14 protein-coding genes are annotated in these 14808 nt (G+C 41.8%); 7 read left to right on the plus strand and 7 right to left on the minus strand.

Features of this window, described 5'->3' with window-relative positions; translation table 11 throughout:
- Positions 1 to 77 precede the first annotated feature (77 nt).
- Positions 78 to 1379: an NCS2 family permease gene (locus M3204_RS00310; RefSeq protein WP_251476904.1), complete on the minus strand. Its 1302-nt coding sequence runs from the start codon at positions 1377 to 1379 to the stop codon at positions 78 to 80.
- A 193-nt stretch (positions 1380 to 1572) separates the two neighbouring features.
- Positions 1573 to 3405 (minus strand): dihydroorotate dehydrogenase, encoded by a 1833-nt coding sequence (locus M3204_RS00315; RefSeq protein ID WP_251476906.1) that lies wholly within the window; start codon positions 3403 to 3405, stop codon positions 1573 to 1575.
- 205 nt (positions 3406 to 3610) lie between these two features.
- Between M3204_RS00315 and M3204_RS00320 the strand changes: the two genes are divergently transcribed.
- Positions 3611 to 3790, plus strand: a complete 180-nt coding sequence (locus tag M3204_RS00320; RefSeq protein ID WP_251476909.1) for an H-type small acid-soluble spore protein — start codon at positions 3611 to 3613, stop codon at positions 3788 to 3790.
- A 139-nt stretch (positions 3791 to 3929) separates the two neighbouring features.
- On the plus strand, positions 3930 to 4313 hold the full coding sequence (locus M3204_RS00325; RefSeq protein ID WP_251476911.1) for a DUF302 domain-containing protein: 384 nt from the start codon (positions 3930 to 3932) through the stop codon (positions 4311 to 4313).
- 52 nt (positions 4314 to 4365) lie between these two features.
- Here M3204_RS00325 and M3204_RS00330 read toward each other — a convergent pair whose 3' ends face one another.
- On the minus strand, positions 4366 to 5364 hold the full coding sequence (locus tag M3204_RS00330; RefSeq protein WP_251476913.1) for an inorganic phosphate transporter: 999 nt from the start codon (positions 5362 to 5364) through the stop codon (positions 4366 to 4368).
- A 12-nt stretch (positions 5365 to 5376) separates the two neighbouring features.
- Positions 5377 to 5994, minus strand: coding sequence for a DUF47 domain-containing protein (locus M3204_RS00335; RefSeq protein ID WP_251476915.1), 618 nt, complete (start codon positions 5992 to 5994; stop codon positions 5377 to 5379).
- Positions 5995 to 6499: 505 nt separating this feature from the next.
- Here M3204_RS00335 and M3204_RS00340 point away from each other — a divergent pair.
- Both M3204_RS00340 and M3204_RS00345 read left to right on the plus strand, forming a co-directional pair.
- The gene (locus tag M3204_RS00340; protein ID WP_251476917.1) at positions 6500 to 7327 is read left to right on the plus strand and encodes an aldo/keto reductase; all 828 of its coding nucleotides are present in this window, start codon (positions 6500 to 6502) and stop codon (positions 7325 to 7327) included.
- 567 nt (positions 7328 to 7894) lie between these two features.
- Positions 7895 to 8155: a GlsB/YeaQ/YmgE family stress response membrane protein gene (locus M3204_RS00345; RefSeq protein ID WP_251476919.1), complete on the plus strand. Its 261-nt coding sequence runs from the start codon at positions 7895 to 7897 to the stop codon at positions 8153 to 8155.
- Between the two features lie 416 nt (positions 8156 to 8571).
- On the opposite strand, the gene M3204_RS00350 is transcribed toward M3204_RS00345, so the two are convergent.
- The gene (locus M3204_RS00350; protein WP_251476921.1) at positions 8572 to 9492 is read right to left on the minus strand and encodes an RluA family pseudouridine synthase; all 921 of its coding nucleotides are present in this window, start codon (positions 9490 to 9492) and stop codon (positions 8572 to 8574) included.
- A 180-nt stretch (positions 9493 to 9672) separates the two neighbouring features.
- On the opposite strand from M3204_RS00350, the gene M3204_RS00355 reads away from it, so the two are divergent.
- Positions 9673 to 10071, plus strand: a complete 399-nt coding sequence (locus M3204_RS00355; protein ID WP_251476923.1) for a YhcU family protein — start codon at positions 9673 to 9675, stop codon at positions 10069 to 10071.
- 78 nt (positions 10072 to 10149) lie between these two features.
- On the opposite strand, the gene M3204_RS00360 is transcribed toward M3204_RS00355, so the two are convergent.
- Together M3204_RS00360 and M3204_RS00365 are read right to left on the minus strand one after the other, a co-directional pair.
- The gene (locus tag M3204_RS00360; RefSeq protein ID WP_251476924.1) at positions 10150 to 10620 is read right to left on the minus strand and encodes a thioredoxin family protein; all 471 of its coding nucleotides are present in this window, start codon (positions 10618 to 10620) and stop codon (positions 10150 to 10152) included.
- Position 10621: 1 nt separating this feature from the next.
- Entirely contained in the window at positions 10622 to 11059 is a 438-nt protein-coding gene (locus M3204_RS00365) for a disulfide oxidoreductase (protein ID WP_251476927.1), read from the minus strand.
- A gap of 265 nt (positions 11060 to 11324) precedes the next feature.
- Here M3204_RS00365 and M3204_RS00370 point away from each other — a divergent pair, with 265 nt between their 5' ends.
- Together M3204_RS00370 and M3204_RS00375 are read left to right on the plus strand one after the other, a co-directional pair.
- Entirely contained in the window at positions 11325 to 12863 is a 1539-nt protein-coding gene (locus M3204_RS00370) for a bifunctional GNAT family N-acetyltransferase/carbon-nitrogen hydrolase family protein (RefSeq protein ID WP_251476930.1), read from the plus strand.
- A gap of 176 nt (positions 12864 to 13039) precedes the next feature.
- Positions 13040 to 14785 (plus strand): phospho-sugar mutase, encoded by a 1746-nt coding sequence (locus M3204_RS00375; RefSeq protein WP_251476932.1) that lies wholly within the window; start codon positions 13040 to 13042, stop codon positions 14783 to 14785.
- Positions 14786 to 14808 lie beyond the last annotated feature (23 nt).

A 14808-nucleotide genomic window follows, 5' to 3' on the forward strand; every position in this document is an offset into this window, starting at 1 on the left:
ACCCTAGTGTCCGGATTCAAAATTATACTGCTTTCATATTTGGACATAAAAAAACCCGCAATTATGCGGGTTCTCAATTAATGCGGCAGGAATGCAAGCTGATAGAAGAACAGCACCGCGAAAATATAAAGTAATGGATGGACATCGCGCCATCTTCCTTTAACTACTTTCAGCAAAGGATATGATATGAAGCCAAGTGCTATTCCAGTCGCGATGCTTGACGTTAACGGCATGCTCAAAATAATCAGGAATGCTGGGAATGCTTCGTCAAGTTCGTCCCAGCTGATTTTTGATATGCTCCCCATCATCAAGCTGCCGACTATGATCAGTGCTGGTGCGGTAATCGCTGCTAATCCGGAAACAGCTCCGACAAGTGGACCAAAGAATGCTGCAACAATGAAAAGAACCGCTACAGTAAGTGAGGTAAGACCTGTACGTCCGCCAGCTGCAACTCCAGAAGACGATTCGATGTAAGCCGTCGTCGGACTTGTACCGAACATTGCGCCAGCAGCAGTGGCAATTGAATCAGAAAGCAAGGCTTCTCGTGCCCTGGGCATCTTATCGCCCTTCATTAGTCCAGCCTGGTGAGCCACACCGATCATCGTACCAGTTGTATCAAATATCGTAACAAGAATGAAAGAAAAGACAACAGCATATAAACTGTTTTGAACGACATCCATCAATGCTGTCCAAGGGTTGAGGACAATCATGCCTTCTGGAAGTGAAGGCATAGACATGAAACCTTCTTTAAAATCCAATTGGCCGGTAAAAAAGGCAATGAACCCGGTAATGACCATTCCGAAGAACAATGCACCATTTACTTTCAGCATTAAAAGCACAAGTGTAATTGCAAGACCTGTCAAAGCAAGCAATGCAGAAGGTGAGTGCAGGTTGCCGAGCCCAACAAGGTTCGTTGGATGATCAGTTATGATTCCTGTTAAGCGCAAACCGATAAACGCAATGAAAAGACCAATTCCGGCGGTGATTCCATGCTTTAAATTAACTGGAATAGCTTCAATCAATTTTTCACGGAACGGAGTCAGGGAAAGGATAACAAATATTAAACCCGCGATGAATACGGCGGCGAATGCTGTTTCATACGTTATGTTCTGATGATTGCCGACAACTGAATAAGCAAAGTAAGCATTCAGCCCCATTCCGGGTGCAATGGCTATCGGATAATTAGCAAACAAGGCCATCCATAATGTACCGATTACAGCAGCAATGATTGTCGCTGTAAAAACCTGGTCAAAAGGGACACCGGCATCAGCCAGGATGATCGGGTTGACGACAACGATATAGACCATAGTGAAAAACGTCGTAATACCAGCCATCATTTCTGTTTTTACATTCGTGTTGTTCTCTTTCAATTTAAACATTAAAGTTCCTCCAAAAATACGAACGATTTTAAACACAAATAATATAATATTCGTTTTTAACTCATATTACAAGTAGAATATAAAAAAAAACGCTTAGATAAGATGGAAAGTTTAACAAGCCTGTTATCATTTACTTTGTTCTTTTTAGATGAAATAATTCGCTTATAAAACAAAAAAGGACTCGATTGAGTCCTTAAAAAGTTCTCTTTATAAAAAAATCTTTGGTTAGCAACAATCCGCCTATATATAGCGCAAAAGCAAAATAAGCCGGCAACAGGTGTATAAAGTCGGTATATCCGATATATAGATGCGTAAATATGCCAGTAGAAAATGCAGGGATTCCGCCAAATAGGAAGGTTCTCCATATCCATGCAGCTCCTTCCTGGAAGCCCCACAATGCGAGCATCAGCACTAATAGCCCTACACTGAATAGAGCACTTCCAAAGCCCGCCCTGTCGTGTGCAATGACGGGAATAAGCTTTTCGTTCAGCTCATACATTTGATCCGGGGTCATGCAAATATATTGAAGATCAGTTTCAACAAAAACTTGCGTTGCACCGATTGTTGAGATCACTACACCGCCAAGGACGAAAGAGAAGCCAAGAATGACGAACAAGAGCTGTCCATATACTGCTTTTTTCCATGCGGCATGGTTTGTGCGATTTTTCGAAGCAGGAGATTGATTAGCAGTTCGTGTTTTCCTGTACCCCAAAATGTAAAAAGGCAGCAAGATAAGCCAGAATAAACCATGGAGCCAGTCAAAATAACCGAAGCCGAGGAAGAGCAGTATTCCCAGGAATCCAGCAATTGCAGCTATGTTGAATGCTTTTCTTGTCCAATGAATGCCATATCTGATTCCGTGCCTCGCAAGCTGCATATAAATAAAACCACCTGAAATCATCGTGCCGGCAAGCGTCATCCGATCATGTGACATGAATTTGTAAAGGCTAGGACTGCTGGCGATCAATTCCAATCTGGTCATCTGCATAAAAGCTTCATCATAGAAAAGGATGACCTTTGTAAAACTGAAAAACAATATAATCGCTCCGCCAAGCAGGATCAATAATCCGAACAGCCAATACCATCTCCAGCCAGGGATATTTTCCGGCAAATCTGTCATCGTATCGAGCAGTGCCTCATGTATTCTTTTTGGCAGGCCAGGCCCTGAAGCCACATAGCCACCTGATAAAAGAACTAGCTCTGCTCCTGCTGAAATAAGGGCTAGGGCATCTGCTGGTTCAACAATCCCGCCCGATGTAATCAAAGGCACATTGGTTTCTTCTTTTAAAAGATTAAGGGCCTGAAGCATCCCTTCCGTTTGCCTTAAGGGGATCTTCAATTTTCCTTCCGCGTATATTGAATCCTCATCAATTACGATTCCGTCTGCAATTTCACTTAATGTAGTAATTTCAGACAGATTTTCAGCAACCTCGGTATGCTTTACCGCTAAGAGGATAGGCTTTTTTTGTAAAATGGCTTTAATCGATGATAGCTCCTGAATTCCATGGATTGAGTTAAAGTCTACTACAAATACATCGCCATAATCCTTCAAATCATCAGTGATTTTGGCGGGTTCACCAAGCCTGACCATCAGCGGAGTACGATGATTTTTAAGTTTTTTTAGCTTGCCGATCGTTGCATCCAGTCCGATCGACTCCGCTTTTTCCGGTAAAAAAAGGGCAGCATCTGATTCCGAATGGAATGCTGTGGTTTCGGGCCGACAGGATGTTGCTGTGACTGGCCCGATTTCAATCACACCAAATCCCAGCTGGGGAAATGCATGGATTCCCGATAGCTGGGGATCGATTTTCCCACTCAAACCTACTGGACTTTCAAATTCCAGACCGAACAGGTTTCGCGACAATTTCTCAGAGGCAGACAGATGCCCCAGAAACTCTATAAATGGCTTGCCTCCAGGAATTTTGGCAACAGTGGACATCCCTCGATGGATGAATTCACGGCCAGCATTGCCGGGAAGACGTGACAGCCATGGTTTGAACAATGGATAATATGACCAATCAGGCATAATTTCCTCCCAAGATTTTGCGTTTTTTCGTGAAGTAGTTCTTCTTCTATTTTAACGTATAAAATTTCCAGTTGTTAAGGGACTTTTTGTAGTGAGCTATAAGTTGAATTGAAAAATCATGTTAGCTGCAAAAAAAACGCCTTGAATAAAAAGAAATACTTATAGAAAAAATAGAGGGGAAATTGACTGTGGAGGTTTAGACAATATGGATGCTAAACGAGTGAAACAAATACTCTCTTCAACTGCTGAAATTGATGTGGTCTACAATGGTGCGTCAGTGTGGATTGACCAGTTAAACGAAGATGGCCGGACTGCAACTGTCCATTTGCGTGGACCATTGGAAGAAAGGTCGACTGTTGAAATCTCGGAACTGCTGGAAAGATAATTGAATGGGAATCTTTATGCCGCCGGGATGCAAATTAGTGTACGGCGGTTTTTTACTATGGCACAATGTTTATAATACCTATAGTGGTTTATTATCCATTTAATAGAGGTATTCTTTAAAAGTGAAAGGGGAGATGAACATGTTTCATTATACTGTTGAAGTGGACAAGTCATTAAATGAGGCTGTATCGGCACTTGAAGCAAGTTTGAAAAACGAGAAGTTTGGTGTTCTTTGGTCTCTTAATATGAAGGAAACCCTTGCCGGAAAAGGTGTAGAACTTGATGGGGATTACATCATACTTGAAGTCTGCAATCCTCATGAAGCGAAAAGAGTGCTAGAAAAGAGCCCGCTCGTCAGCTACTTCCTTCCTTGTAAAATTGTTGTATATAAAGAGAACGGTGCTACAAAAGTCGGCCTTCCAAAGCCAACGGAACTGATTAAACTTGTTGAAGATGAAGAGCTTCAGTCAATTGCCGCAGATATCGAAAAAAGATTGATTGGCAGCATTGACAGCCTTAAATAAGCCACTTTAAAAGAGCCCAAGGATTTTATTCCTCGGGCTTCTTTAATGTCTATTAGAAAATTGCATTTAAGATGAAGTATGAAATTGCAGCCACAGTTGCTGAAATTGGCAGCGTGATCACCCAAGTGATCAGCATACGCTGAGCAGTAGTCCATTTAACACCCTTTACTCTGTGTGCAGTACCTACCCCAAGGATTCCCGAAGAAATTACGTGAGTCGTACTTACCGGCAAATGAATGAAAGTGGCTCCGAAAATAACCATCGCTCCAGTTAAGTCTGCTGCGACCCCATTTACTGGACGGATTTTCATAATGTTCCCGCCGACAGTCTTAATGATTTTCCAGCCGCCTACAGATGTACCAAGACCCATTGCAATCGCACATGACAATTGAACCCAGAATGGGATATCATCAGTTGAATGAAAACCGTTGGCGATTAGCGCCATAGTGATTATACCCATAGCTTTCTGTGCATCGTTTGTTCCGTGTGTAAACGACTGTAACGCAGCTGTTGCCACTTGGAAATAACGGAAATTTCTATTTGTTTTTGTAAGATTGTTGTTTTTAAAAATCACTTTAAAAATGCTGTATACAATATAACCTAGTCCAAAAGCAAGCAAAGGTGAGAAAATCAAAGCCTGAAGAATTTTCAAAAATCCAGTGTAGTTAAGAGCATCAAGTCCAGCTGCTGCAATGGCTGCGCCGGCAATTGACCCAATAATTGCATGTGATGAGCTGCTTGGAATTCCGTAATACCAAGTTAAAAGATTCCAGAAAATCGCAGCGACTAATGCTGCCAGGATTACGATAGAGCCATTTTCAAGTGTGAATGGATCGACAATATCCTTTGTGATTGTTTTAGCTACCCCTGTGAAGGTCATTGCACCAACAAAGTTCATGACTGCGGCCAACAGAATGGCGTGACGGGGTTTCAGGGCTTTCGTAGATACGGAAGTGGCGATGGCGTTTGCTGTATCGTGAAAACCATTGATAAAGTCAAATGCCAGCGCACCGATAACGATTAACGCTGTTACGATAAATACTACATCCATTTTTCAGGCTCCTTACGCGTTTTTCATGACGATGCTTTCAAGGGTGTTTGCAACATCCTGGCAGCTGTCAGCGATTTCTTCAAGACCTTCGTATATTTCTTTGTATTGAATGATTCTTATTGGGTCTTTTTCAACTGAAAATAGATGCTTAATTGATTGGCGAAGAATGCCATCACATTTCGATTCAAGATCCTTGATTCGTATTGCGTGTTCCCTGATCTGCTTTAATTTTTTTGTCGTTAACAGCTGTACTGCTTGTTCGATTTCGAAAGATGCGCTTTTAATAGCAGCAACGAATTGCATCATGAAGTCATCCGCTTTAGTGATGGAATACATATCAAAAAGGTTGGCACAATGCTCCATGCCATCAAGAACATCATCCATACTCATGGAAAGGGCAAGTATATCTTCTCTTTCAATAGGAGTAATGAAAGCATCATTCAGTTGCATGATGACTTCGTGGATTAAAGAATCCCCTGCTGTTTCCATATTCTTCATTTTTTCAGTGAAAATCTTTAAATCGCTGGCATTGTTGAGTTTATAATCTGCGAAATATTCACTGCTTTCCTTTAAGTTTACTGAGATGTCTGTAAGTAATCCTGCAAACTTGTCTTTCTTCCTGAACACCATAATGTTACCCCCACGATTATCCAAATTAAAAATATTAGAGCGAGAATTATTTTAGCTTAAAAATGTCGAAATAAGAAGATGTTTGTTGAAAAATTTACAAAAACTTAATAAAACAGGGGTTGCGAAATTAACACTTTTACATGTTGTTAATATAAGTTTCTTTTTCACTCGTAAAACAACTGCTCAAATAGGATAAGCCCATTTTTAAAAAATGATTTGTCCCGCTGTTTAGGACAAAATTTTGCCGGGAACTTAGAAATTAATTAACAAGTCAGAAGGGTTCTAACTGCTGTCTATTGGAAAGAAACTGCTTTCCAGGTCACCAATCGGATGAATCTCTATTGGAGAAAAAGAGTATTTCATCAACAATAGGGTTCTTGAGAAACCAGACAGAAAATTTCGGCATTAAGCCGTTTATATAGATCAGCGGCTGCCAACTATGGCAGCCGTTTTGAATTTGTCTTAGCTCTTCTTGACCGGTAAAATGAATAAAAGGGGTGAGGTAATGGGAAGCATTTTTGACAAGGTGAATTTACATAATGGAGTAGAGATGCCGGCTTTTGGGCTTGGTGTTTATAAGGTGGAGGAAGGCAGTCAAATCGAAGAAACAATCAACACCGCACTTAATCTAGGTTACAGGCTGATCGATACCGCCTCTTTTTACAAGAATGAAGAAGGAGTTGGCAGAGCTATCTCCAGCAGCGGAATCCCGAGGGAAGACTTATTCATTACCACAAAGGTATGGAACTCTGAGCAAGGTTATGAATCTACCTTAAAGGCATTTGAGGACAGCATCGAAAAGCTAGGCATAGAATATCTTGACCTGTATCTTGTCCATTGGCCTGTAAAAGGAAAATATATTGAAACGTGGCGTGCTTTGGAAAAGCTGTACAGTGAAGGCAAAGTAAGGGCAATTGGTGTGAGCAATTTTAAAGTCCATCATTTGCAGGATCTGCTTGGTCAATGCAGTGAAAAACCAGCTGTCAACCAGGTGGAGCTGCATCCGTTGTTATCCCAGCAAGAATTGCGGGATTATTGTCAGAAGCATAACATCAGGGTGGAGGCATGGTCGCCGCTTTCTAGGGGAAGGTTCCTCGATGAGCCTCTCCTGAGACAGATAGCAGCGAGCCACGGAAAAACATCAGCACAGGTCATATTGCGTTGGCATCTGCAAAATCATATCATTCCAATACCAAAATCCGTGACCCCATCGAGATTGAAGGAAAATGCCGAGCTTTTCGATTTTGAATTGAGCCAGGAAGAGATGAAGGTTATAAACGGATTAAACAAGAACCAACGTTTTGGTGCAGACCCAGATCACATAGATTTTTGACGGGCCACATGCATAAGATGCAAGCGCACCCTAGCCTAATCGGACAAAACGATGATCTGAACCAAGTAAAATGTCCGATAGGAAGCATATTAAGCTTCAGGCGCAACGTACGATTCAGTCAGCTGCGTGGGTAAAGCAGTGGTTGGAATAAAAAAATAATGTAAAAACGGACTGAATTTAATTCAATCCGTTTTTTATTTATAAAAATGGATACATTAACAATAAGAGTTGTAAACTGCGAGTAAAAGAGGTTGTAAATGAAAATTTCCCTCCTCATGTTTTAACTATCTAGATAAGTGGTAATGTAGGTGTACAAGCGGCAGCAACTAGAAGTTCACACCAAGAAAGGCTGCTTGTAAGGCTGCAGAAAAAAGATGGTTTAAGAATACCAAATAAGAGGTAAGTTAAGATTAGAGCAAGCTGAACAGCTCCCGGGAAGCTATCAAATTCAGTGCAGCCTAATTTTAAAAAATTACTGCAGTTGATCTCTTTAAAAAGGGTGTAAAACCCCTTTGCACTTCTACTACTTGATAACATTACATCTAAAATTTAAGGAGGACGTAAATTATGAGTTTCTTATGGGCATTAATTATTGGTGGTATTATCGGATGGTTAGCAGGTCTAATTCTAGGTAGAGATATTCCAGGCGGAGTCATTGGTAACATCATCGCAGGTTTCGTTGGTGCTTGGATTGGACAAGCAATCTTAGGAGATTGGGGTCCAGTTGTAGGTGGCTTTGCTATCCTTCCAGCATTGATCGGTGCGATTGCATTGGTATTCATCGTAAGCCTTGTGATGAAGAGCATGCGTAAAGCTGACCGTCATTAATAATGAATGAAAAATCCTTCCGATTCGGAAGGATTTTTTTTGTTCTTTAAAAAATTATAACATTATTTAGTTGTGGATAACTACATGTAGTATTCTAAATCCAGCTCCAGCGCCTAGCCAGTTTTCAACCCCGAGAGTACTTCTTCGAGTATCTTGCGATAAGCGTTAGCTTTGAGCAGCTCGAGTCGCTTGTCTAGCTGCGCCTCCTAACTCCTCGAGACGCTTCGGTCCTGCCAATGAAGTCAAAGAACGACTTCACTGTCAGGCCCTTCAGCGCTTGTCGGAGTTGAACAGTCGGCTACACATTTCGATTTCGGTCCGCCCAATGAAGTCAAAGAACGACTTCACCGGTCGGCCCTCCAGCGCTTGTCGGGGCTGAACGAGGCGCTTGCGCTTTTTGTTCTGGCAAAAAAAGTTTAAATTTCATATGGGTCGATATTTAAAAATATCGGCGGATGGTCGATAAAAGGTGCATGGCAGATTATTTTTTCCTGTGTAAAGGGATGGGTGAATTCAAGTTTTACGGCATGCAACGCCTGCCTATGAAAAGCATCGCTGCCTCCATACAGCGAATCGCCTGCGAGCGGATGGCCAAAATCACTGAAATGCACGCGGATTTGATGAGTTCTTCCAGTATCAAGGGAACATTGGACAAGAGTAAGATTATCTTCTCTTATTCTTTCGAGCACTTTGAAGTGAGTGATTGCTGGCTGGCCTGTCTCTGATACCCTTCTTCGTGTTGCATGATGACGGTCGCGTCCAATCGGTTTATTGATAGTTCCTTTTTTCTGTCTGATCATCCCGTCAGTAATTGCCAAATAAGTTCTTTTAATAGCGCGCTCCTCAAGCATCTTATCCAGTATCGCTCCAGTTAGCGCGTTTTTGGCGAATAGGACTGCGCCTGTAGTATCCCGGTCGAGCCTGTGAACATGGCGAGGGCCGGTAACTTCACCGTTCGACTGCATATGGAAAGCAGCCGCATTCGCGAGTGTGCCTGTCTGTCCGGGGACATTTGGATGTGTATCCATCCCGGCTGGCTTATTGAAGACAATCAGATGGTCATCTTCATAAATAGGATCAACGTTTTGGTATTCGGGAACGACATTGATTTCTTCTTCAGAGAAAAGCTTCAGCTGCACGCGTTCTCCCTTGGTTAAAGGAAGTGTCCAATCCGGATTTTTGCCATTAATGAAGACTTTCTTTTCCATGCGGAAATTGTGGACCAACTTTTTAGGTGCCTGCCATATTTCTTTAAAAAGTGTTTCAAGAGTATGCGTTTGCCACTCTTCGGGAATCAGCAGTTCAAACCAGTCGCCTTTTTTGGTAGATTGAATCATATTTTTCTCCTGTCATGTGTATATTTAATTTTAAAAATGTGTTTCCATCACTATGAGTTTTTGTCAACTTTTACCGCATGCATGGGCAAAATTACCACCCTTTTGCAAGGAAGGGATATGTTATTCTAAGTGTATATATTACGAACAGATTACAAAGGGTTAAAAAAGGTGGGTCCATCATTGAAAATTGTTTTTGCGTCTACACCCGGACAAGAAGAGAAAATTTTGGAGCTGGCCAGGTATTTTTATACTGATGTTTTTCCATTGTATTTTAGTGATGAAGACATACAGGAATTTGAGAGGCTTGAAGTATTACATACTAGACCCGAGCAATTCGAGAGGTTCAGCACGCTGGGGGATGCATTCCAGGTCATTACAAGTATGCAAACTTTGATCTCTATTTTGGAGTCTGGCCATATTCCTGAAAAATATCAGTCAATGTTCCGCAGGAATGTACAGACATTAACAGATTACGGTATTTGTTTTCCATTCAACTACAGCCAATTTTCAGACTCAAAGCATGTCCATTTAAATTATATCAGTACTTACACGAAAGCAGCTAACAGCCTTCTTTTATAAGGACATGAAACCAATGATGAAAAAAAATGAACGCCTGCGGTCAGCAGGCGTTTTTTCTGTTGGTTTTTAAAAGAGACTTTATTTAAGACTGTTTTCATTAAGCCATTCCTCAAAAGTTGGCTCTTCCTGATAGCCGACAATTCGGTTTACTTCTTTGCCATCCTTATATTGGACTAGTGTTGGAGTTGATTCGATTCCGTAATCATTCCATCCGTTTTCATACTCTAAAAGATTAAATTGAAGCATATTTACATTCATTTCTTTAGCGAGCGGAGCTAAAACAGGGGTTGTACGGACACAGTGCGGGCATGTTGGACTGTAGAAATATACTGTAGCATCTTCCCCATTTTTTATTATTTTGTCGAGATCATCTGGAGTGATGATGTTTTGATAATTTGGATCCTCAAGCTGCTTTACGGTCTCAGGATGCAAAGTCTCTTTTCCATATGGGTTGCCCTCTGCTTTTTCTTCATTTTGAGCCTTATTAATGAAAAATAATGCCGAGAATAAACCAACGATAATTAATAGAAATATGATTACTTTTTTCAACTCACGCTTCCTCCTTAGTTTTTTTCCAAATAATAAAGCTTAGCGAAAAGATGATGATAAATGCTGTCAGCGCCAGGAATGGAATGGTGATAAAACCAAGCCAGTTTATGTATTGGCCTGAACATGGCACTCTCCCGCAAGTATCCGCATTGTCAGCCATGAACGGCACTTTCTGCAGGGAGTAATGGTACAGCGATATTAATCCGCCGACCGCTGACATAACCATGGTATAAAAGGAAATCCTGTAATCCTTTTTGACAACGGCGATTCCAAGGATCAATGCGAATGGATACATCAAGATCCGCTGGTACCAGCACAGCATACATGGTTCATACTGGCGAATTTCTGAAAAATACAGACTTCCAAACATGGCAAGGATGGATGTAGCCCAAGCCGCAAATAAAAACGTCTCCCTAGTATCCTTTTTCTTTTGAACCATGTACAATCTCTCCCCTAAAAACAATGTATTCTCTGTTCAAACATTTCATATAACAGAAATAGCCTATCTCTGATTACATCTTAAGGAATAAAGAGAAATATTTCAATTAACATTATGTGAATTATCCTACAGGTTAAATTAATAATTCACAGATTTTTAAATTAGCAAAAGGGGAAGCTAATTACACAGTAATATATTGAGACGATTAAGGGTATAGGAAATATGGTATTTATCTTTTTAGTGAATGAAAGGTGTGTAAGACCGTATGACTGAATTGGATTTGTCCAAATTTGAGAAGAAAATGATCATCCGCAATACAAAGCAGGAAGATATTGATGGAATCATAAAAATGCAGAATAGCTGCTTCCCTGGTATGCTGCCATGGGAGCGCGAGCAATTGGAAAGCCATCTCGAAATTTTTCCTGAGGGGCAATTCGTAGCCGAGTATGACGGCAAAGTTATTGGCTCATGTTCGAGCCTGATCATAAATTTCGATGAATATGACGACCGCCACAGCTGGGATGATGTCACGGATAGCGGTTATATCACAAACCATAATCCCGATGGCTATAATCTTTATGGAATCGAAGTCATGACCCATCCCGAGTTCAGGAGGATGAAGGTTGGCTACCGTTTATACGAAGCAAGAAAGGATCTTGCAAGGCAATTGAATTTAAAGAGTATCATCATCGGCGGCAGGATTCCGAACTACCACCTTCATGCCGAGGAAATGTCGCCGCGCGAATATGTAAGGCAGGTAGCTTCACATAAAATCTACGATCCTGTTCTTTCTTTCCAGCTGAGGAATGACTTCACACTGATGCGGATTAATCCGAACTATCTGCCGGATGATCTGCAGTCAAATAAATACGCAACGTTGATGGAATGGAATAATGTCGACTACCAGCCAATGTCCAAGCGGTTCTTTAAGACAAGTAATCCAGTCCGTATTTGTGTCGTCCAATATATGATGAGGCAAATTCAGTCATTTGATGATCTGGCGCACCAAGTTGAATATTTTACTGATGTCGCGTCGGACGCCGGTTCAGATTTCGCGGTCTTTCCAGAGCTTTTCACAGCACAGCTTATGTCTTTCCTGGATGAGAAGACACCCTCGCTTGCGGTCCGCAAGCTGACAGAATACACCGAGCAATATATTGAACTATTCACCGACCTTGCCGTCCGCTATAACGTGAATATCATTGGAGGATCACATTTTGTAAAGGAAGATGATGAGGAAATCTACAATATTTCATATCTCTTCCGCCGTGATGGAACAATAGAAAAACAATACAAGCTTCATATCACACCTAACGAAAGAAGATGGTGGGGCATCAGCCGCGGCGACGAGCTTCAGGTATTCGATACAGATTGCGGCAAAATCGCAATTCAAATTTGCTATGATATTGAATTTCCTGAGCTTGCAAGGATCGCAACAGACATGGGAGCGAAAATAATCTTCACTCCGTTCTGTACCGAGGATCGCCAGGGATATTTACGAGTCCGTTATTGTGCACAGGCAAGAGCAGTTGAGAACCAGATATACACCGTAATCTCTGGAACAGTCGGAAACCTTCCGCAAACAGAAAATATGGATATCCAATATGCCCAGTCCGGCATCTTTGCACCATCCGATTTTGAATTCGCCAGGGACGGAATCGTCGGTGAAACGAATCCGAATATCGAAATGGTCATGATCGGCGATGTCGACCTTGAAGTATTGAGACGCCAGCGTCAGGACGGCACAGTCCGCCAATTAAAAGACCGCCGCCACGATATTTATCGGATACAGTATAAAAAATAGACCCGAAGGCCTGCCAGTTTTGGCAGGCTTTTGTTGAGACTTTGTGAAACCTTTAAATGCTCTGGAGAGATAATTTACTTAATAACTGATGAAAATCAAGAAAAATTATGAACACTGGCCAATATTGTTTTATAATTAGCTGTAAGATTGAAATCTTAATTTCAGGAGGGCATTCAATGGATTGGAAAATGAAAGCCGAAAGATGGCTAGGGTTTGCCGGCTTGGATTCTGAGCTGAAAGCTGAGCTGCAAACATTTAAAGAAAATGAAAAACATTTAGAGGAAGTATTTTATAAAAATCTTGAATTTGGAACTGGCGGAATGCGCGGGGAAATTGGCGCAGGTACAAACCGGATGAATTTATATACTGTCCGCAAAGCGTCTGCCGGCTTGGCTGCATACATAGAACAACACGGAAATGAGGCAAAGCAGCGCGGAGTGGCAATCGCTTATGATTCTCGCCACAAATCACCTGAATTTGCGATGGAGGCTGCAAAAACTCTAGCAACTCGCGGTATCCAGACATATGTTTTCGAAGAGTTACGACCAACACCGGAATTATCATTTGCGGTGCGTCATCTGCACGCATACGCTGGTATCGTGATCACGGCGAGCCACAATCCGCCCGAATACAACGGTTATAAAGTATATGGCTCAGACGGAGGCCAGCTGCCGCCTGACAGTGCGGATGAGGTCATCGCAAAGGTAGACGAAATAGAAAATGAATTGTCGATCGAGGTTATGGATGAGCAGGCGCTAAAGGAAAAAGGCTTGATCAAGATGATTGGACCTGAAGTGGACCGCGCATATCTTGAGAAGTTAATGACGATATCAGAGAATCCTACCTTGTCAGACGAAACGGATGTAAAAGTAGTATTTACGCCGTTGCATGGTACTGCGAACATGCCGGTTCGCAATATCTTGACGAATCTTAAATACCAGAGTGTCACGGTAGTTAAGGAACAGGAGCTTCCTGATCCGGAATTTTCAACTGTGAAAAGCCCGAATCCGGAAGAGCATGCTGCATTTGAGCTGGCAATCCGTGAAGGAAAGAAAATCGATGCGGATGTATTGATCGCAACAGATCCGGATGCTGACCGCCTTGGTATTGCCGTGAAGGATCCAGACGGAGAATATATTGTGCTGACGGGGAACCAAACTGGCTCGCTTCTGCTTCACTATATCCTCACACAAAAGAAAGAAAAAGCCACACTTCCGGCAAATGGTGTTGTATTGAAGACGATTGTTACATCTGAGCTTGGCCGTAATATTGCTGCCTCTTTCGGCATCAATACAATCGATGTGCTGACAGGCTTCAAATTCATCGCTGAAAAAATTAAAGCGTATGAAGAATCAGGAGAGTACAAGTTCCTTTTCGGCTATGAAGAAAGTTACGGTTATTTGATCGGCGACTTTGCGCGAGATAAAGATGCAGTGCAGGCCGCCATGCTTGCTGTTGAAGTGTGCGCGTACTATAAAAAGAAGGGCATGTCATTGTACGAAGCTCTTCAAAGTATCTTTGAAGAATATGGCTATTACCAGGAAGGACTGCGTTCACTCACTTTAAAAGGTAAGGAAGGCGCGGAGCTGATCCAAAAAACACTGGGAGTATTCCGTTCGGAGCCAATCAAAAATCTCGGTGAATTGAAAGTGGCTGCTGTAGAAGATTATTTAACAGGAGTAAGGCTGAACGATAATAATGAGGAAGAAAAGATTGAGCTTCCGCCATCAAATGTCATTAAATATTTTCTTGAGGATGGCTCATGGATGTGCCTTCGCCCATCTGGAACGGAACCGAAAATCAAGTTCTATTTTGGCGTGAATGACAAGAGCCTTGCAGATAGCAAGCAAAAGCTCCAAAAGCTTGAGCAGGATTTCATGCAATTAGTGGATAAGAAAATGGAAGCTGCGAAAAAATTATAATAACAACTATGTTTTAGCAGATA

Source organism: Mesobacillus subterraneus (assembly GCF_023715485.1).
Taxonomy (GTDB): Bacteria; Bacillota; Bacilli; order Bacillales; family Cytobacillaceae; genus Mesobacillus; species Mesobacillus subterraneus_B.